We start from the raw sequence: 19,259 nt of genomic DNA, 5'->3' as shown, positions 1-19,259 counted from the left end.
CGGCAAGGGGCAGTCTAATGTTGCGTGGTATTTTCGGCGTTGTCGGTCTTGTCTTGCTGGCCTCATCGGCACTTGCCCGCCCGCCTCAGCTTCTTCAGCCGAGCGGCGCCTGGGTGCCGCTGAAGTCGGAGCATAGCTGCAAACTCAGCCGCGCCTTTGGGGAGGGCAAGAACCGCGTCGTCGCGATCCTGGAGCGGCCGGGGCCGGGGTACGACATCAAAATGATGGTGTTCGGTCCGGGGCTCCGTTCGGGGCCGGCGGGCTGGAACGCCCAATCCAGCTTTCTTCCGAACACCGCCCATGTGTTCAAGGATGGTCTCAGCGCACGGACCGCGCGCGGCGATACGGCGATCCAATGGACGGCGGTCGACTTTGCGCCCGATCGCGCCCTCAGCACCCCGATCCGGACGGTCAAGGATTTTGCCGATTTCATGGGCGCCAGGCGCGATGACGAAAGCAGCGCCGCCGCGGCCGTCACCGGCATCAGCGTTTCGGAACCCGGCGGCAACCGGCTGGTGTTGCAGTCGGGCGCGATGGACGAGGTGCATCGCAAGCTGGACGAGTGCGGGCGCGAGATGCTGCGCGGGTGGGGGCTCGATCCCGTTGCTCACAATCGCATCGTCATCCGCGCGGTAAGCAAGCGTAACCCGAAGGAACTGATCGACAGCCGCGACTACCCCGTTCTTGCCGCCCGTTACGGTGGAGAGGCGATCATCACCGCCCGGCTGATGGTCGATGCAGCGGGCGCGGTGACCAACTGCACGGCAATCAGCGATTTCGCGGAGCCGGAGATGGAACAGCTTATCTGTCGCAACCTCAGCAAGGCGGTCTTCCAGCCGGCGATGACCGTGGATGGCGAAACAGCGCCCGACTATGCCTTGATGACTTTTCGTTTCGGGATAGGGCCCTGATGAGCTGCGCCGCTTAGCGCCAGTCCGCCGTTTCCACCCCGGCCAGCGCATCGGGATCGACCCGGCGGCGGATCAGCGCCCAGCGGTCGCCGTCGACCAGCACTTCGGCGGCGAGCGGGCGGCTGTTGTAGCCATTGGATAGCGTTGCGCCGTAGGCACCGGCGGTGCGGAAGACGATGAGATCGCCTGCCTCTACCCGGTCCATCTCGCGGTCCATGGTGAAGGTATCGCCGGTCTCGCACACCGGGCCGACGACATTGACGATCTGCTGGACGCCGGACGGCCGCACCGCTTCGATGCGGTGATAGGCATCGTAGAGCGCGGGGCGCATGAGGTCGTTCATGCCCGCATCGACGATCAGCCACGGCGCGCGGACGCCGGGTTTGACGCGAACGACGCGGGTGAGGAGCACGCCGGCGTTGCCGACGATCAGCCGGCCGGGTTCGAACAGAAGCCGCGTATTCCAGCCGGTCGTGACCCGCCGCACCATTTCTCCATAGGCTTCCGGTGAAGGCGGCTCGGGCTGGCCGGGGCCGTGCGGCACGCCGAGCCCGCCGCCAAGATCGGCGATGCGGATGTCGCGCCCGTCGGCCCGCAAGGCTGAAATCAGCTCGCCAAGCCGGCAGAACGCCTGCTCAAGCGGGGCAAGATTGGTGAGCTGACTGCCGATGTGAACGGTGACCCCGTGCACCGCGAGTCCCGGCAGCCCCGCCGCTTCCCGCGTGAAGCCGAGCGCATCGGCGGCGGCGATCCCGAACTTGTTGTCGGCGGTGCCGGTGGTGATCTTGGCGTGGGTGCCCGCGCTGACGTCCGGGTTGATGCGAAAACCCATCGGCGCCTCGCGTCCCTGCGCGTCCGCAACGGCCGACAGAGTGTGGGCTTCTTCCATGCTTTCGACATTGAACTGCAAGAGCCCGCCGGCGAGGGCTTCGGCCATTTCCTCGGCGGTCTTGCCGACGCCGGAGAAGACGATCCGGTCCGGCGCGATTCCGGCGGCGCGGGCGCGGCGATATTCGCCGATCGAGACGACATCGGCGCCGAGACCTATCTTGCCGAGGCGGGCCAGGACATGCGCGTTGGGATTAGCCTTGACCGCGTAGGCGACCAACGGCTCGCCCGTGCCGGCGCCCGCCACCGCGGCCTGCATGACCTCGGCATGGCGCTCCATGGTCGCGGCCGAATAGACATAGGTCGGGGTGCCGACCGCGTCGGCGAGGGCTTCGAGCGACACGCCTTCGCAGTGCAGCGCGCCGTCCTGAAGGTGGAAATGATCCATGCTCTCGCGCCTAGAAGCTGGACAGGAAGGCGGCAACATTGTGCCCAAGCGCGTCCACCGCATAGCCGCCCTCGAGCACGATCAGCGTCGGCACGCCAAGCCCCGCCGCCCGCGCGCCGAGCCGCGCATAATCGCCGGTGCGGATGGCGAAATGGCTGATCGGATCGCCTTCGAAGGTATCGGCGCCGAAGCTCACCACCAGCAGCTCGGGGCGATCTTCCGCCAGCCAGTCGCAGGCGCGGGCGAGCGCGGTGTCATAAGCGTCGCAGGCGGTCCCGCGCGGGAGGGGCAGGTTGAGGACATTGCCGCCGCTCTCCTCGGCGCTGCCCCAGAAATAGGGGTAATCGGTGGCGGGATCGGCGTGGAGCGAGGCGAAGCGGATGCTCTCTTGGCCGACGACGATATCCTGCGTCCCGTTGCCGTGGTGATAGTCGAGGTCGAGGATCGCCGTTCGCTTGCCAGAGCCGAGCGCCGCGATCGCGGCCCAATTCAAGTAGGAATAGCCGCCCATGTAATCGGGACCGGCATGATGTCCGGGCGGGCGGGTCAGTGCGAAGGAATGCTCGCCTGCCAGCGCGGAGTCGAGCGCCGCCAGCAGCGTGCCCGTCCCGGCCATCAGCGCATCCCAGGTGCCACCCATGATCGGCGCGCAGGTGTCGTAGGCATGCGCGCCGAGCCGCGCGTCGATCCGCTGGAGGTCACGCGGCTTGCGGTGGATCGGAAAGGCGTAGGGCAGGATGTCGCCGCTGCGCCCGGCCGCCTGCCACTCGTCCCACGCGACGCGGAGGAGGTCGAGATACTCCGCCGAATGTGCGCGCCCGGCCGCTGCCAGCAGTTCGGCATCGCTTTTCGTGGGCGGCGTCTCGGTCCGGTCGATCGCCGCCAGCACCGAATCCACCCGCTCGACCACGTCGGCGGCGGGATGCAGCGCGCCGTTGAAGAATTCGGCTTGCGGCGCGTGGGCGCGGCTCGCTTCGTCCCAGAAACAGCGCATCAGCGCTGAAGGTCGGTCGGCAGGGTCGGTTCGCTGAGCAACTGCTCCATCCGCTGCCAGCGCGCCTTGGTATCGGGCAGCCGCTCGATATCGCGGGCGACCATGTCGCGCCCGATGGTGTAGTTGATGACGTAGGAGCGATATTGCTTGGTGAAGGCGACGCTCTGCTTGGCCCGCGCTTCGCTGACGAGCCCGTAGCGCTGGGTGAGGCGGATGGCCTGCGCGTCGTCGATCTGGCCGTCGAGCAATTGCTGGCTGATCGTGTTGCGCGAGCCCGCAAGCTCCTGGATCAGTGTGCCGAGCTGCTCGTAGCGCCCGACCTCCGCCGCATTCAGCCCGGCCAGCGGCGCCAGCACCGCCGCTTCGTACCGAGCCTTACGCGGACCCGGAAAGGCGAGGTCGATGCCGTAATTGGCCGAGCCCTCGGCCAGCAGCGATTGCGGTGAGAACAACGGATAGACGCTGAACTCGACCCAGCCCTTGCCGCGGACCAGCCGCTCTTCGAGCAGGGCGTTCAGGACATGGTGGCCGGGATAACCCTCGTGACAGCCAAGATCGATCGCGCGGTTGAGGCGGATCGGCAGGTCGGTGTTGACCTCGATCCGGCTTTTGTAATCGCCGAGATAATAGTTGTAGCCCGACCAGCTCTTGCCGGTGACGAAGGCGAGATCGAACCGCTCGCTCGGCGGCAGCGCGATATTCTCGGTGGTTGCGGTGCGGCAGGCCGCGATGGCGTTGCGGAACACGGGCTCGAGCTTGTCGCGCGGGATGGTGAAGCGGTTCTGATAGGCTTCGACCCGGTCGGCGAGCGTGCCGCTGCCGGGCACCAGCGCTTCGATCCGGGCGAGTATGGGGTCGTAGCTAGCGAGCGGCTTCAGTTCCGGGCGAACCCCGAACAGCCCTTCGGCTTCTGCGGCGAAGGGCAGCTTCTCGCCGCCCAGCATGCGCAGGCGGGTGGCGGCGGCGGTCAGTTGGGCGGTCAGGAACGCCGCTCGGCGCGGGTCTTCGGCCTGAAGGCCAGACACCCGGCCACGCAGCGCCGACACGCGGGCGGCAAGGGCGGGAAGATCGCTTCTCGCGGCCAGCTCCTGTCCTTCGGCCTTGAGAGCGGGATCGCCGTAGAAGGCATCGATATAGCCTTCTTCCTTTTCGCCGATCGCCATCTGCAACACGACATAATCGCGGGCGGCGGCGGACAGCCCGTCACGCGCGGCCGGCGCGGTCGCGCAACCCGCGACAATCAGCGTGGCGGCGAATAGGGCGGCGGCGCGTAGGGGTCGTTGCATACGGTCGGGTCCTCGTCCGCGTCCTCGCCAAAGATCTCGCAGGCCTCGTCGCGGTCGCGTTCTGACTCGCCGATTGGCTTGGTCAGCGCAAGGACGATATAGCCGATGATCCCCGACAGCAGCGAGCCGAGCAGGGTGCCGATCTTGGCTTCATCGATCAGGAACCGCTCGGTGAAGGCGAGTTCGCCGATGAACAGGCTCATGGTGAAACCGACGCCGCACAGCAGGGCCGCGCCATAGATGTGCGACCAGCTCAGCACCTCGGGCTTGCGCGCGAGGCCGACGCGGTCCGCGGCCCAGATCGCCCCGAACACACCGATCTGCTTGCCGATGAAGAGGCCGGCCGCAATTCCGATTGGCAGGGGATCGAGCAACTGGTCGAGCCCGCCGATCGTCACGCCCGCGCTGGCGAGGCCGAAGATCGGGACGATCCCGAACATCACCACGGGGTGAATCAGATGCTCGAGCTTCTTCAGCGGCGACACCGGCTCGCCGCGGCCGAGCGGGATGGTGAGGGCGGCGACCACGCCCGCGATGGTGGCATGAATGCCCGACTGGAACACCGCCAGCCACAGCAACGGGAAGATAGCGAGGTAGGGCCAGAGCCTGCGCACCCCGAACAGGTTGAGGATTGCCATCAGACCGACCAGCACCGCGCTTACGCCAAGCGCCGCCATGTTAAGTTCGGCGGTGTAGAAGACCGCGATGATGGCGACCGCGCCGATGTCGTCGATGATCGCGATGGCGACCAGCAGCACCTTGATGCTGGCCGGCACGCGCGGTCCGATAAGAGCCAGTAGGCCGAGCGCGAAGGCGATGTCCGTCGCGGCCGGAATCGCCCACCCCGACGACAAGGCCGGGTCGAACCCGGTGGCCAGTTTGTAGACCAGCGCCGGCACCGCCATGCCGAAGGCGGCGGCGATGATCGGCAGCTTGCGCGCCTCGCTGGTCGCGAGCTGGCCGTCATACCATTCGCGCTTCACTTCCAGCCCGACCAGCAGGAAGAAAATCGCCATCAGCGCGTCGGCGATCCAGTAGTGAATCGTGAGCGGACCGACATAGGTGCCGAGCAGCGCGTGATAAGCATCGGCAAATGGGCTGTTGGCGATCAGCAGCGCCAGCGCCGCCGCGCCCATCAAGAGTAAACCGGCGGTTCGTTCGCTATTGCCGTGTGCCTGGTCAGCCATGGCGATGTGTCATGGCCACCAAGCCCGCTTCACGCAACCATGTCAGTTGACGGTGACGTCCAGCGTCATTTCGGCATTCAGCAGCTTCGAGATCGGGCAATTCTGCTTGGCTTCGTCGGCGAGGCGGCGCAGTTCGGCCTCCTCGATCCCGGGCACGCTGGCGGTGAGCGTGAGGTCCGAGCGGCTGACCTTGAAGCCGGCGCCGTCTTGGTCGAGCTTGACCTTGGCTTCGGTCTCCAAAATGCCGTCATTGTGCCCGGCATTCGCCAGCGCGAAACTGAGCGCCATGGTGAAGCAAGAGGCGTGGGCGGCGGCGATCAGTTCTTCGGGATTGGTCCCGGGCTCGCCTTCGAAGCGAGTGTTGAAGCCGTAGCGGCTGTCCTTGAGCACGCCCGACTGGGTGGAGACCCAGCCCTTGCCGGTCTTGCCCATGCCTTCGTAGCGCGCGGTGGCGGTGCGGGTGATCATGCGTTTTCGTCCTTTTCTGAAACTCGCATCACCAACCCCGCACCGCCGCGCGGGTTGCAAGACGGCCTAGCGAAGACCGGGTTTGTCGAGCGACAGCTGCGGTAAGGGGATCACCGTGACCTCGCCGAACCGCTTGCGCAGGTCGTCCGCGAACAGCTTGGCATCGCCGACGATCACCGTGGTGGTGCCGGCGGGCGCGAGCAGGCTGCGCGCCGCGTCACCGGCCTGCGCCGGGGTGACGGCCCGGACCGAGGTCATGTAGCGCCCGATTTCCGACGGCTCGACGCCGCTCTGGACATAGCCCGCGACGATGTCGCTTAGCCCCTCGACCGTTTCGAGCTGTCGCCCGAAGCCGCCGGTGATGAAGGCCTGCCGAGTGCCGAGTTCGGCCGCCGGGATCGGCTCCGCGCCCAGCCGCTTCATCTCCTCGAGGATCAGGCCCAGCACTTCGGGCGCCGAGGCATTCTTGGTCTGCACGGCGGCGACCACCGCGCCCGCCTTGCGCCCGGCTGACAGGCCGCTGTTCGCGCCGTAGGACAGGCCGCGCTTGATGCGAATCTCGCGGTTGAGGCGCGCGCTGTAGCCGCCGCCGAGCACCGCGTTGGCGAGCATCGCCTGGTAATAACGTGGGTCGGCGCGGGTCAGCGTTTCCTTGGCAACCGCCACCGCCGCCTGGCTCGAGCCCGGCATATCGATCACGATCACCTTCCCCTTGAGCGGCGCTTCGCCCGCCGCCGGGCGAGCGGCCACCGCCGTCTGCGAAGAGGCTGCGCGCCAGTTGCCGAAGGCTTGGGCGGCAAGGCTCTGCGCCTGTGCGGGCGAGATGTCGCCGCTCAGGACCAGCACGCTCGTTTCGGGGCGAAGCGCGCGGCCGGCGGCAGCGATCACGTCGGGCCGGCCGATCGCCGCCAGCGAGGCCGGGGTGCCGCCCGCGGGCGTGCCGTACGCGCCATTACCGAAGACCGCGCGCGCCGCAGCGATGCGCGACAGCGCGCCGGGGTTCTGGAGCGCCAGCGTGGCGTCGTCGACTGCCTGGCCCTTGGCCAGCTCGACCTCGTTGGAAGCGAAAGCGGCATTGGCCGCGACATCGGCCATGATGCCGAGCGCGGGCGCGAGATTGGCGGTGCGGACGGTCAGGCCAAGCTCCATTCCTTCGCTTCCCGCACTCGCCGCAAGCTGCCCGCCCAGCGCTTCCACCGAGGCGGCGATCTGGTCGGCGCTGCGGGTGGCGGTGCCCTTGGTCAGGAGATTGGCGGTGAGGCGATTGAGCCCGGCCTTGCCCTCCGGATCGGCGGTGCTTCCGCCGAGCGAGACGAGGCTGGCGCTGACCAGAGGCAGGTTGGTGCGCGGGACGGTGATAACGGTCAGGCCATTGGTGAGCCGCGCGGTGACCGGCTGCGGCACATTGACCGCGACGGGGGCGGCGGGCTCGGGCGGACGCACCCGTTCGGCGTCGCTGGCGGGCTGAACCACGGTGATCCCGGCCGGCGCGGTGAGCGGGGTGGTGACGACGCTCGGCGCCAGCGCAATCCTGTCGCCGCTGCTCGCCGTCGCACCGCCGGCGGCGGGGAGGTAGCGGATCGTGACCGCGGTATTGAGGTCGAGATATTTCTTCGCGACGCGCTGGACGTCGGCCGGGGTCACGCGTGCCAGCGCGGCGAGGCGCTTGTCGGCGGCGCGGGGATCGCCTTCGATGATCACGCCGTTGGCGAGCAGGTCGCCCTTGCCTTCGACCGTCTCACGTTCTTTGAGCGCGCTGGTCAGCAGCTCGTTGCGCGCTTCGGTCAGCTCGGCCTGGGTCACCGGCTCCGTCGCAAGGCGAGTCAGCTCGCGGCGCAGCACGGCTTCGACCTCGGGCACGGTCTTGCCGCCGGCGAGGATGGCGTAGGGCGCCATCAGCCCGGTGCCCTGCTTGTCGTCGATATAGACCGAGGCATCGCTGGCGAGGCGGGTGCGGATCAGCGCCTGATTGAAGCGGCTGCTGTCGCCGCTCGCCATCACCGCCTGCAACATTTCCAGCGCGGGCATGTCGGGCGACTTGGCGGGGGGCAGCAGGAAGCTCATCACCAACGCGGGCAGCGGGGTATTGGGTTCGGTCACCGTATAGCTGCGCGCGGCGGTGCGCGCGGGCTCCGCCATCGTCACCCGCGGAATCGCCCCGGCCGGACGCTTGATCGGCGCGAAATATTGATCGACCCAGCGGTTGAGGTCGGCGGGATCGAAATTGCCGCTCACCACCAGCACCGCATTGTCGGGACGATAGTAAGTCGCGTGGAAGGCGCGGACGTCGTCGATGGTCGCGGCGTCCAGTTCCTCGATGCTGCCGATGCCCGGCCGGGCGTAGGGGTGACGCTGATAGCTCGCCATCGGCAGATAGTGCGAGAACAGCCGCCCATAGGGCCGCGCGAGGCCGGTGCGCAGCTCCTCCTTCACCACGTCTCGCTCGGGCTTGAAGTTGGCGTCGTCGACGACGAGGCTGCCCATCCGCTCGGCTTCCGCCCACAGCAGGCGCTGGAGGTGATTGGCCGGCACCGTCTCGTAGTAATTGGTGTAATCGTCCGCCGTGCTGGCATTATTGAATCCGCCGACGTCCTCGGTCATGCGGTCCATCTGCTCGGGCACCATGTTGCGGGTGGCCTTGAACATCAGATGCTCGAACAGGTGCGCGAAGCCCGAGCGGCCGCGCGGATCGTCCTTGGAGCCGACATCGTACCAGACCTGCACCGAGACGTTGGGGCTCGACGTGTCGCGCAGGGCGTAGACCTTGAGGCCGTTCGCCAGCTTGCGCTCGGTATAGTTGAGCTGCGGCACGGCATTGGCGGTTTGCGCGGCGGCGGGGAATGCCTGGACGGCGGTTCCGGCGAGGAGGAGGGTGGCAAGCAGGCGAAGGGGAGGACGCAAGGACAGATCTCCGGATACGAGTTGCCGCGACGGTGCTTCCGCGGCCGGGCGGCGTCAAGCAACGCTTCGACGAGCGGGCGGCGGCAGAATACGGCCAAGGGTCCGTGACACGGAGCCGAGCGCGATCCGACTCGTTCCCCTCGCATGACGCAAGGCCCCCAGACGACCCGCGAGCGCTTCCAGCAGTGGCTGGCAAGCCTGTCCGGCCCGCCGCTGATCCTCGGTCATTTCGATGCCGACGGACTGTCGGCGGTGGCGATCCTCGCGCGCTCGATTCCGGGTGCCGAGGTGCGACTGGTCGGCAAGGGCGAGACGCCGTGGACCGACGCCGTGCGCATCGAACTCGAACAGCGCCGCCCGCCCGCCATCATCGCGACCGACCTTGGCGTGCGCGAAGGCGACATCCTGCCCGGCACGCCGACCTGCCTCATCGATCATCACGTGCCGACCGGCATCCCGGGTGAGGCGCTGGTGTTGAGCGGGAATGGGGACGAGCCCGAGCCGACCTCCGCCCTGCTCGCCTTCTGGGCCTGCGGCAGTCCGGACGACCTGCTGTGGCTCGCCGCGATGGGGCTGATCGGCGACATGGCCGAGGACAAGGGCTTTGCCGAGATGGAAGCGGCGCAGAAACGCTATGGAAAGACCGCGCTGCGCAATGCCGTGAGCCTGGTCAACGCCCCGCGCCGGACCGCCGCCGCCGATGCTTCGCCTGCGCTGGCACTTCTGATGAAGTGCGACAGCCCCAAGGAGCTCTTGTCCGGCACTCACCCGGAGACGGCCGAGCTCCTCGCCGCCAAGGAAGAGGTGAAAGCCGCGATGGACGTCGCCCGCCGCGTCGCGCCCAAGGTGCGGGGCGAGGTGGCGCTGATCCCCCTCGACAGTCCGTGCCAAGTCCACCCCCTGATCGCGCAGCAATGGCGCACGCGCCTCCGCGACAAGGTCGTGATTGCCGCGAACAAGTCGTATCGCCCCGGCTGGGTCCATTTCGCTGCGCGCACTGGCGCCGGCCACGACCTCATCCGTTTCTTCGCCGAGCGCCGTCCCGACGGCGTCGGCACCGAATATGGCAGCGGCCACAAGGCCGCGAGCGGCGGCGCGCTGCGGATCCCCGACTGGAACCGCTTCGTCGCCGAGCTTGGCTTTCCAGAGGAGCAGATCGTTTGAGCACCGACCCCACCCGCCCACTGCGCCTCGGCTTTCCGGTCAAGGTGATGGGCGTCCCCGGCCTCAAGTCCAGCGACACCCGCCGCTGGCAAAAAGACCCGCACCTTAAGTGCAGCCTCGAACTTTTGGACAAGGTCCTCGACTATCTGAAGAAGGTCGAGATCGACATGTACCGGCTAAGCTCGGACATCGCGCCCTACGCGACCCATCCCGACATGCCGCAATTCCATCAGATGGTGGAGGAAAGCGATGCCGAGCTGGCGGCGTTCGGCAGGAAAGCGCGCGAGCTCGACATTCGGCTGTCCTTCCACCCCTCGCAATATGTGCTGCTGAACAGCCCCAATCCCGAGCTCACGCGCAAAAGCATCTGGGACCTGTCGAGCCAGGCCGAGATGCTCGACCGCATGGGCTGCGGACCCGAAGCCGTGCTCGTGACTCATGTCGGCGGGGTCTACGACGATCGCGAAGTGGCGCGGGCACGCTGGCTCGAGGGCTATGCGCAATGCCCCGAGCATGTGCAGCGCCGGCTAGTGCTGGAGAATGACGACATCCGCTTTTCCGCCGCCGACGTGCTGTGGATCACCGAACGCTGCGGCGTGCGCTGCGTGTTCGATTATCAGCATTTCTGGTGCCTCAACCCCGAGCGGCTCGACATGCGTGAGACGTTCGAGAAATTCCTCGCCACCTGGCCCGACGGGGTCCGCCCCAAGATGCATTTCTCCTCGCCCCGCACCGAATTGCGCGAAGTGAAGCGCAAGATCACGCCCAAGCAGCGCGCGGCGGCGAAGGCGGGTAAGGGCGCGAAGTCGAAGGAGCTGACCAAGGCTCCGGTCAAGGCGACGGCCCGCGTCAAGACCGTGCTGCTGCCGCCGATCTGGACCGGGCATAGCGACTTCACCAACCCCTTCGAATTCGCGACCTTCATGCGGACGATGGAAGGGCTGGAGTTCGACGTGATGATGGAAGGCAAGGCCAAGGACGTCTCGATCATCAAGCTGCGCCCCGATCTCCTCCGCTATGCCCCCGACGTGGCGGCGCGGTTCGGCATCTATCTCGACGACGCGGACGAATTGGCGGCGGCCGAAAAGGCGCTCGAAGACGGCGTTGGCGCCGAAGAGGAGCCCGATGTCGACGAGGGCGGACTGGTCGATGCCCCCGAGGAAGCGCTCGCCTAGGCCCGGCCTGTCGACCTAGGAAAAGGTCACGACCGTGCCTTTTTCGACCGCCTTGCCAAGCTCGGCGGCGTCCCAGTTGGTCAGGCGGACGCAGCCGTGGCTGGCGGTCTTGCCGATCAAGCGGGGGTCCGGCGTGCCGTGGATGCCATAGCCTTCCTTGGTGAGATCGATCCATGTGCCGCCCACCGGGTTGTTGGGACCGGCCGCGATGGTGAGGCGCTTGTCCGGCCCCCATTCGCGTCCCGACGGATCGAAATAATAGGTCGGCGCGGGAGCCACGGCGCGCACCTCCATCTCGCCGTCGGGCGAGGGAAACTGATCGCTGCCAATGGTTCCGGGATAGATTGCCAATAGCGCACCATCGGCGCCGAAAGCGCGGACCTCGGACCGGGCCTTGTCGACCTCGATACGAGCGACCTTGGTCGTGAGTTCGGTTTCGCGCGGGCGCACCACGCGGATCGTTTCGCCCGCGACGAAGCTGGCGTCCGGATTGAGCGTCCGCAGAAAAGCCTGGCTCATGTGGAATTTCTCGGCCAGCGCCTCGGCGGCCGTCTCGAAGCCGAGATGGTCGAGCGAGGCCTGCGCTTCCATCCCGCTCGGCACTTTGACCAGACCGGCAATGTCCTCGGGCGCGATGGTGTGATCGATCAGCAGCGGCGTGGTCGACGCGGCGCGAAGCCGCTGCATCACTTCGTCGTCGAGCTTGCCGTCGACGGGAAGGCCCGCCGACTGCTCGAACGCGCGGATCGCCCGGCGGGTATTGCCGCCCTCGCGGCCATCGATCACGCCTGGCGATTGATGCTGCCGGTCGAGCAGGATTTGCGCTTCGAGCATCCGGTCCGGACCGGTCGGCTGAGCCGACGCAGGGGAGGTAAGGGCGGTTGCCGCCAGCGCGAGCGCCGGCGCGAAATATCTGAAGGTCACGATTATCTCCGAATGGCTCTGGAGTGGCGCGCACAGCGCGTCGGTCATGGAAGAACAACGTACGAACGGCCTGATCGTTCGAAAATTAAAGGGATTCAGGCGCTTCCGCCGAGCCAGTCGGCTTGCCGGGAGTCGATTTCCCCGACCCCGAGGGAGAGCAGTCGTTTTAATGCCTCGGAGCGTTCCTGCACCGACCGGCAATTCGGACCCGCGAGTTTTTCCTTTGCCAGTTCGGCAAAGCGCGACACCTCCGTGCGCAGGGCGTCGAGCTGGTCGGCTTCGCGGCAGGCCGCGCCCACTTCGCCGATCACCCGCAGGAAATGCAGCGCGGCGATGGTGTCGGTGGCGACATATTGGCGCAGGCGGCCGAAGCTCCGTGCGACAAAGGAACGGAAGTCGTCGGGATTGGCGATCAGCCTCGGCGTTCCCGTATCGTCGGACCGCACGGCGCTCGGCAGCTCGCGGGTGGCGAACTCGGTGCCGCCGGCCCCGAGCCAGTCGAGGCAGGTGACCGCCGTCATCGGATCGTTGACGCCCGGCGACAGGGCCCGCGCGGCGATCTCGACCAGTTCGCTGACCAGGAACATGAGGTCGCTGTCGGGGGTGCGCTTGGCGCCGACGGTGAAGCAGTCGCGCAGCTTGTCGTCCTGTTCGTCCGACCAGCGCGAACGCGGCGCGATATCGACCAGCCCGCGGCCTTCCATGACGAAGTCGCCGGGGCGATACCGCAAGCGGATCAGGACGTCGGCCTCCTGCGCGATTCGCAGCAGGGTGTCGCCGTCCAGCGCCTGGATGTAGCCCGTCCGGTCGCTGGTGGTAACCGCCATCTCGCCCGTGAGCTCGGTTGATTGCGCCTTCTCTTCGGGCGTTCCCGACCCGATCAGCCGCGGAAAGCGGGTGCGTGCATCATCGATCAACTGGCGGCCGATCCGTTCGACCACATGGTTGATGTGAATGCTCTGCAGCACGTGGTGGATGAAATAGATCAGCACCCCGATCGAGCAGACCGCCAGCAACAAGCCGACGATGACGGAATATTGCGGGACGAAATCCTCTTCGCCGCCGCGGATCGTGCGCAGCACCATCAGGCTGTAGAGAAAGGTCGCGATAAAGGTGCCGAGGGTGACGGTGTTGCCCCGGTCGTCCATGAAGTTGGTGAGCACGCGCGGACCATATTGGCTGGACGCGTAGGACAGAGCAACGATGGTAATGGAGAACACCACGCCGGCAACCGTCACCATCGATCCGGCGATCGTCGACAGGACTTCGCGGGCGCCGTCGGTACGGACCTGCTGATACCAGCCGAGCCCCTCGATCCAGCTCGCGCCGAGGCTCGCGTCGACCCAGATCATGATGCCGCCGAGCAGGATGCCGCCAAGCGCCATCAGGCTTGGCACGAACCAGTAGCTCGACCGGACGGCGCTGAGGTGGGCGCGGAGCCGGTTCATTTGCGCGTGCCTTGGCGCTCGACCGTGAGGGTCGGCAGGCCGGCAACTTCATAGGTGGCGGAGGCGATGCCGATACCGGCGGCGTCCAATTGCTTGAGGATGTCGCGGCTTATGGCGTCCTTGATCTCGCGGGTGCCGTGACCGGGCCACAGGAACCGGACCGCAAGTTCGAGCCAATTGTCGGTCAGCCGCCAGTAGACGTTTTCGGGCGTCGCGCCGACCAGCGTGATACCGAAGATCTGGAGCGCGCTACTTGCAGCCAATCGTGGCCTCCTCAAGCCAAGAGACGGACGAACAGGTCGGTTGGTTTCATGGCGGCACCATCGCCTGGCTGATCGACCGGCAAAAGCGCACGGCCCGCGACTGGACACCGAACCGAACCATAAGCGGCCAGCGCCGTTACGTCAGGCAAGGAGAAAAACTGATGGATCACGAGACTGGCGCGGGCATGGGATGGGGCCGGTTCGCGGCGATGATCGCGACCTCGACGTTCATCATGTTCTTTCTCATGTATCAGCTCGTCTACCGGTGGGAGCACGCGCTGTTCAGCGTGACCCGGCTGGTGTCGTCGCTGGTCATGGGCTGCGTCATGACCGCGGTGATGCTGGCGTTCATGTGGAAGATGTATCGCCCGCAGGCGGCCAAGATTGCGGTGCTGGCCGTCGCGATCGTCGGCGGGATCGGGCTTCTCGCGATCAATCGGTCGCAGGCGCTGATCGGCGATGTCGATTACATGAAATCGATGATCCCGCATCATTCCATCGCCATCAACAATTCGCGCGAAGCGGACCTGCGCGATCCGCGCGTGCGCTATCTCGCCGACCGGATTACCCGCGATCAGGTCAAGGAAATCGCCGAGATGAAGCTGCTGATCGACGATATCGAGCAACACGGGCGCCGCGCCGATCGGCCCCTGCCGGCCGGTCCCGCCGAACTGCGTCCTGCCGGGCGAGAGGAAGCCGCGAGCCTGCTGAGCGGCCAGCTGCTCGAGCGCGAACCGCTCTAAGCCGATCGGGTCGGGACAGGCTGGCCAGGACGACCGTCGCGCGCTAGGGAGCCGCCATTCGCATGGACCCGGTGCAACTCCGGGTGGCTATTCCGGCCGCCGATCCGCCGGACAACATCACGCACAGCTTTGACCCAGCGCCTTCCCCGGCGCCGTGCGTTTTGATGTGGATTTTCAATGACTGCTTTTTCCGCTCGCTTTCGCCAGCAATGGCTGGGCGACAATGCTTCCCCCTCGCGCGAAGTGCTGGCCGGGATCGTGGTGGCGCTTGCGCTGATCCCCGAAGCGATCGGCTTTTCAATCATTGCCGGGGTCGATCCGCGGGTCGGCCTGTATGCCTCGGTAGCGATCGCCATGGTGATCGCCTTCACCGGCGGCCGCCCCGGCATGATTTCCGCGGCCACGGCCGCCGTCGCGGTGCTGGTCATCCCGCTCGTGCGCGATCACGGCGTCCAATATCTGTTCGCCGCCACCATCCTGATGGGGCTGATTCAGACCGCCGCCGGGTTCGCCCGGCTCGACCTGTTGATGCAGTTCGTGTCGCGCTCGGTCATCACCGGCTTCGTCAACGCGCTGGCGATCCTGATCTTCATGGCGCAGGTGCCGCAGCTGACGGGCGTCACCTGGCAGGCTTATGCGATGATCGCGGCTGGGCTGGCGATCATCTATCTGCTGCCGCGCGTAACCAAGGCGGTCCCCTCGCCTCTGGTCGCGATCCTTGTGCTGTCGGCCATCTCGATCTGGACCCAGGCCCCGGTCAACAGCGTCGGCGACATGGGACAATTGCCCGAGGGGCTGCCGAGCTTCGTCTTGCCAGATGTGCCGCTGACGCTCGAAACCTTGCAGATCATCCTTCCCTACTCGCTGGCGATGGCGGCGGTCGGGTTGCTCGAATCGTTGCTGACGGCGCAGATCGTCGACGACATGACCCACACCGACAGCGACAAACGGCGCGAAAGCGCGGGGCAGGGCACCGCCAACATCGCCGCCGCGCTGGTCGGCGGGATGGGCGGATGCGCGATGATCGGCCAGTCGGTGATCAACGTCACGTCGGGCGGTCGAGGCCGGCTGTCGACCTTCACCGCCGGTGCATTTCTTCTGTTCCTGCTCGCCGTGCTCGGACCCTTCGTCGGTCAGATCCCGATGCCGGCGCTGGTCGCGGTGATGATCATGGTGTCGATCGGCACCTTCAGCTGGAACTCGATCCCCAACCTCCGCCACCATCCCTGGCCCTCGTCGGTAGTGATGCTGACCACGGTGGTCGTGGTGGTCGCCACGCACGACCTGTCGATGGGCGTGCTCGCGGGCGTGCTGTTGTCGGGGATCTTCTTCGCCGGAAAGGTCCAGCGGATGTTCGCCGTCGAGCGCGTACTGTCGTCCGATGGCGAGCAGGTAACCTATCGCGTCACGGGTCAGATTTTCTTCGCGTCCGTCGATCGCTTCGTTCGTGCGTTCGGAGACGATGCGGATGCACGCAGCGTGCTGATCGACCTAACCGCCGCGCATTTCTGGGATATTTCGGCGGTGGCCGCGCTGGACAAGATCGTTGCCCGGCTCCGCCGCGAAGGACGGACGGTGGAGATGATCGGCACCAACCGCGCCAGCGCCGATCTCGTCGACCGCTTCGCCCTGCACGACAAGACCGGCGTCGAGACCGGCCTGGTCCCACACTAGGATCGCGGCCGCGATCCTGCCTTTGTGGCTTGCTCTGGCGACCAATCCAAAAGGTGGACGACAATGAACCTCGCCGTGGCATCTTTGGCGACCTTGCTGTCGGCGCAGACCGTTGCGGCCGTTCCGCCGCCGCCGCCGATTGCGTCCGCGACGGTCGGGCTGACCCCGAACGGCTGCGCCGTCGAACGAAGCGGCAGTGCCGCCCCTTATGCGCCTGCGCCCCTTCGCTTTCGCGCCCCGGCCGGAACTACGCTGCTTCTTGTACTACCCGAGGCAAACCCGAACCTGACGTTCGATCTGAAGCGCGGGGGTCAGCGTCCGCTCATCACCGGCGCCGGATTTGGCGCCGGTGACGTCCGCATCGTGCTGCCCGCCGCGGACAGCTACGAGCTTGCGGTGTCGGGCTACGACCCCTTCCGGCGTGTCGCGGTTCCGGTGACGTTCCGGATCAAGCTCACGCTCGAGGTCTACGGCAGCCCGCGCCGGTGCAGCACCGACTGACGGCGCCCTAGGCCGCGCTTTCGCTTCCGCTATATTCCACGCGTCCGAGCGTGCCGTCGCGCCGGGCCTGGCAAAGCCATGGTGCTTGTGCGCCCTCGACGTTGACGAAGATCTCGATCGGGTCGCGCGATTCGTCGATGCGATTGACCCCGATGACCGGCGCGCGCGTGATGTCGGCGACCCGGGCTAGGCATTTCTCTTCGAGGCTGTTCTTGCCGCGAACCGGAACAGACGTGTTCGACATCGCGGCGGCGGGCCTGCGCGGGACCGAGACGAGGCGGATGCCATCAACGGTCGCGAGCGCCTTGCCTTTGAGCGCCGCGGCGGCCGCATCGCTCGGGCAACCGACGAGGTCGGCGCTGTCATCGAGGTAATTGCTGGTGGCCGGGCTTTCGCCGACCCGTCGGCATGGGTCGCCAGCGGTCGGATAGCCTTCCCCGAACGGCTTCAGACTGGCCGGCCAGGCGGTGGGGGCGGCGGCGACATCCGCACCCTCCTTTCCATCGGACGCGACGGCGCCCGCTGGCGAGATTGTCACCGGCCTCCCCCTGGCCACCCGAACAGGCGGCCAGGGCGAGGGTCAGAGACAGCAGTGCGGGCCTTAGCGGCACAGCGGGTGCTGGCGGATGTCGCGTGCATCGACGACCCGCGTATTGGCCATCGTCAGCTGAGCGCAAACCCGGGTCCGCGGATTATAATAGATGCCGTATTGGGTGTTGCCCAAGGTGGTGCTGTCGACGTTGCGGGAGCCGCGTTCGCCCATCACGTCGATGGCCCGGATGGAATTCATTCCGTTGAGGCCGCCAAGGCCGTTGCCGCCGGCCATGCCGCCACCCAATCCCCTTCCGCGTCCATCGACCGCCACCGACAGCCGGAAGTTGCCGACCTCACCGCGCCGCGCCGAGGCACGCATCTGATAGACGCGGATCTTGTAGGCGCCCGAGACACTCAGCGTCCCGGCGAACGAATTGCCTTCAGTCGAGCCGATGAAGATGGCGGAATCGTTGCTGCCCGGCGGCAGGACATTGAAATTGAGATTGGGGGAGCCGGTGAGCCGGACCCGCATCGTCTGCCCGGCAGTGGCACGAACGACGTAATCGCGGGTGACGGGGCCGCGGATCGTCCCGGCAAGGGTGGTGGCCACCGCACCGCGCGGGAACACGACGTTGGTGGTGACGATCTGCGCCACTGCTGTGGTCGTGACCGCTGCCGCCGCGATACCGAGTGCGACCATCGCCGCTTTCCTGATTGTCATCATCGTACGCCACTCCTTCTTGTGAATTCGCTGTGGATACGGGAATCGCTCACGTCGGCAGCGTTCCGCCGGACTTGTTCGGGCGCCGCGACCGACGCGCGAGTAAGATCAGGATTGCCAGGGTCACGGCGGGGGGCAACCAGCAGGGCCGTGCTCGACATCCCGGTGAGACGGTCGAGCATCAGGTTCCACGGCAGGCCGAGCGGCAGCAGAAACACCCCGCCAAGCGGATCTTCGCTCTGGCCGAGCAAGCCCCAGAAAGAGATCGCGAACAAGCCAAGGGCGACAAGATAGGCGACGCCAAACATCCAGGCCGCAACGCGCATCGGGTCAGCTCCTTCGGAGTCTGCGTGCGGCAAGTATGATACGGATTTCGGGGACGAAAAGTCCCGCACTCCAAGAGGGTGCCGGCAAAGGCCCGCTCAGAAGAAGTAGAAGAGGAAAGCGATCAGCATCAAGGACTCGACATAGGCGCGCAAGGCATGGCCAAACGCTCGCAGGCGCGACAGATCGGCGTGCTGCGCAAACCACAACGTCTCGATGGCGACGTAGAAGCCGACCGCCACCAGGATCGTCCCTGCGCCGCCGATCTGCACCCATTGCGGCGCCTCGACCGGCATCAGGCTGATCAGGCCAAGAATCAGCGCGTAGGGCGCGGCCAGATAACAGTGGCTGTAAAAGGGAAGCCGCATCGTCTCCCGCGTCAACGGCGTCTTGGTGACCCGCAGAAAGCGAAGCGACGCGATCAGCGGAAAGATCGCATAAGCGACCGCCCGCAGCGCGATGAGATTGGTGTCGTCGGTTATCAGCGCATCGAGCCCGTCCTTATTGCGGATCAACTCGTTCTGCCCGCGAACGCCGATTTCGATCCCATGGGCGATGATCAGGCTGATGATCAGGAACAGCGGTGGACTGACGGTGTCGGTATATTGATCGTCGACCTGCTGCGTCAGTTCGTCATTGCTGTAATCCATCATGCGCAGCGGGTGACGAAGCGACAGCCACAGCGTTCGCGGATAGAACACCAGCCAGGTCATGATTTCATAAAGCAGCTCCTCCATGCTTTTCAGGAGCTTCATGAAATCCATC

At 66.5% G+C, this 19,259-nt stretch carries 19 protein-coding genes and 1 other annotated feature; of the genes, 6 read left to right on the top strand and 13 right to left on the bottom strand.

The features are described 5' to 3' along the window. Nucleotides 1-17: 17 nt before the first annotated feature. Nucleotides 18-911 (top strand): hypothetical protein, encoded by an 894-nt coding sequence (locus tag V6R86_RS02855; protein ID WP_338501913.1) that lies wholly within the window; start codon nt 18-20, stop codon nt 909-911. Between the two features lie 13 nt (nt 912-924). On the opposite strand, the gene lysA is transcribed toward V6R86_RS02855, so the two are convergent. From lysA to V6R86_RS02825, 6 genes are all read right to left on the bottom strand, one after another. After that, nucleotides 925-2,187: a diaminopimelate decarboxylase gene (lysA, locus tag V6R86_RS02850; RefSeq protein WP_338501911.1), complete on the bottom strand. Its 1,263-nt coding sequence runs from the start codon at nt 2,185-2,187 to the stop codon at nt 925-927. A 10-nt stretch (nt 2,188-2,197) separates the two neighbouring features. Next, nucleotides 2,198-3,181, bottom strand: a complete 984-nt coding sequence (locus V6R86_RS02845) for a histone deacetylase family protein (RefSeq protein ID WP_338501909.1) — start codon at nt 3,179-3,181, stop codon at nt 2,198-2,200. Further along, nucleotides 3,181-4,467, bottom strand: coding sequence for a hypothetical protein (locus V6R86_RS02840; RefSeq protein WP_338501908.1), 1,287 nt, complete (start codon nt 4,465-4,467; stop codon nt 3,181-3,183). Before V6R86_RS02840 ends, V6R86_RS02845 begins: the two co-directional genes overlap by 1 nt. Further along, nucleotides 4,422-5,654 carry a Na+/H+ antiporter NhaA gene (gene nhaA / locus V6R86_RS02835; RefSeq protein WP_338501906.1) on the bottom strand — a complete coding sequence of 411 codons (1,233 nt, stop codon included), beginning with the start codon at nt 5,652-5,654 and terminating at the stop codon, nt 4,422-4,424. Before nhaA ends, V6R86_RS02840 begins: the two co-directional genes overlap by 46 nt. A 42-nt stretch (nt 5,655-5,696) precedes the next feature. Further along, nucleotides 5,697-6,122, bottom strand: a complete 426-nt coding sequence (locus tag V6R86_RS02830) for an OsmC family protein (protein WP_338501904.1) — start codon at nt 6,120-6,122, stop codon at nt 5,697-5,699. Nucleotides 6,123-6,188: 66 nt separating this feature from the next. Continuing rightward, nucleotides 6,189-9,023 carry a pitrilysin family protein gene (locus V6R86_RS02825; RefSeq protein ID WP_338501902.1) on the bottom strand — a complete coding sequence of 945 codons (2,835 nt, stop codon included), beginning with the start codon at nt 9,021-9,023 and terminating at the stop codon, nt 6,189-6,191. Nucleotides 9,024-9,167: 144 nt separating this feature from the next. Here V6R86_RS02825 and V6R86_RS02820 point away from each other — a divergent pair, with 144 nt between their 5' ends. Beyond that, complete coding sequence (locus tag V6R86_RS02820; protein WP_338501900.1) at nt 9,168-10,187, top strand: phosphoesterase; 1,020 nt, start codon at nt 9,168-9,170, stop codon at nt 10,185-10,187. Then, nucleotides 10,184-11,362, top strand: coding sequence for a UV DNA damage repair endonuclease UvsE (uvsE, locus tag V6R86_RS02815; RefSeq protein ID WP_338501899.1), 1,179 nt, complete (start codon nt 10,184-10,186; stop codon nt 11,360-11,362). The genes V6R86_RS02820 and uvsE overlap by 4 nt, the downstream gene beginning before the upstream one ends. Nucleotides 11,363-11,377: 15 nt before the next feature. Here uvsE and V6R86_RS02810 read toward each other — a convergent pair whose 3' ends face one another. The 3 genes from V6R86_RS02810 to V6R86_RS02800 all read right to left on the bottom strand — a co-directional run bounded on the left by V6R86_RS02810 (nt 11,378) and on the right by V6R86_RS02800 (nt 13,997). Then, nucleotides 11,378-12,286: a L,D-transpeptidase gene (locus V6R86_RS02810; protein ID WP_338501898.1), complete on the bottom strand. Its 909-nt coding sequence runs from the start codon at nt 12,284-12,286 to the stop codon at nt 11,378-11,380. A 95-nt stretch (nt 12,287-12,381) separates the two neighbouring features. Next, nucleotides 12,382-13,734, bottom strand: a complete 1,353-nt coding sequence (locus tag V6R86_RS02805; RefSeq protein ID WP_338501895.1) for a DUF2254 domain-containing protein — start codon at nt 13,732-13,734, stop codon at nt 12,382-12,384. Continuing rightward, on the bottom strand, nt 13,731-13,997 hold the full coding sequence (locus V6R86_RS02800) for a hypothetical protein (RefSeq protein WP_338501894.1): 267 nt from the start codon (nt 13,995-13,997) through the stop codon (nt 13,731-13,733). The genes V6R86_RS02805 and V6R86_RS02800 overlap by 4 nt, the downstream gene beginning before the upstream one ends. 161 nt (nt 13,998-14,158) lie before the next feature. Between V6R86_RS02800 and V6R86_RS02795 the strand changes: the two genes are divergently transcribed. The 3 genes from V6R86_RS02795 (at nt 14,159) to V6R86_RS02785 (ending at nt 16,915) form a co-directional block, all read left to right on the top strand. Next, a complete protein-coding gene (locus V6R86_RS02795; RefSeq protein ID WP_338501893.1) occupies nt 14,159-14,740 on the top strand; it encodes a DUF305 domain-containing protein in 582 nt (193 codons plus the stop codon). A 61-nt stretch (nt 14,741-14,801) separates the two neighbouring features. After that, nucleotides 14,802-14,857: a sequence feature (sul1 is cis-regulatory element that is thought to sense ions involved in sulfur or methionine metabolism; They are found in Alphaproteobacteria), on the top strand. Nucleotides 14,858-14,917: 60 nt separating this feature from the next. After that, complete coding sequence (locus tag V6R86_RS02790) at nt 14,918-16,414, top strand: SulP family inorganic anion transporter (RefSeq protein WP_338501891.1); 1,497 nt, start codon at nt 14,918-14,920, stop codon at nt 16,412-16,414. Between the two features lie 63 nt (nt 16,415-16,477). Further along, nucleotides 16,478-16,915, top strand: coding sequence for a hypothetical protein (locus tag V6R86_RS02785; RefSeq protein ID WP_338501890.1), 438 nt, complete (start codon nt 16,478-16,480; stop codon nt 16,913-16,915). Between the two features lie 7 nt (nt 16,916-16,922). On the opposite strand, the gene V6R86_RS02780 is transcribed toward V6R86_RS02785, so the two are convergent. The 4 genes from V6R86_RS02780 to V6R86_RS02765 form a co-directional block, all read right to left on the bottom strand. Further along, nucleotides 16,923-17,453, bottom strand: coding sequence for a hypothetical protein (locus V6R86_RS02780; protein ID WP_338501888.1), 531 nt, complete (start codon nt 17,451-17,453; stop codon nt 16,923-16,925). Nucleotides 17,454-17,516: 63 nt separating this feature from the next. Then, nucleotides 17,517-18,173, bottom strand: a complete 657-nt coding sequence (locus V6R86_RS02775) for a hypothetical protein (RefSeq protein ID WP_338501885.1) — start codon at nt 18,171-18,173, stop codon at nt 17,517-17,519. Beyond that, a complete protein-coding gene (locus V6R86_RS02770; protein WP_338501883.1) occupies nt 18,170-18,496 on the bottom strand; it encodes a hypothetical protein in 327 nt (108 codons plus the stop codon). The genes V6R86_RS02775 and V6R86_RS02770 overlap by 4 nt, the downstream gene beginning before the upstream one ends. A 96-nt stretch (nt 18,497-18,592) precedes the next feature. After that, a complete protein-coding gene (locus V6R86_RS02765) occupies nt 18,593-19,249 on the bottom strand; it encodes a hypothetical protein (protein WP_338501881.1) in 657 nt (218 codons plus the stop codon). Between the last annotated feature and the right edge of the window lie 10 nt (nt 19,250-19,259).

The organism is Sphingomonas kaistensis (genome assembly GCF_036884275.1).
Classification (GTDB): Bacteria; Pseudomonadota; Alphaproteobacteria; order Sphingomonadales; family Sphingomonadaceae; genus Sphingomicrobium; species Sphingomicrobium kaistense_A.
This window is presented reverse-complemented; position numbering and strand designations above follow the sequence as displayed.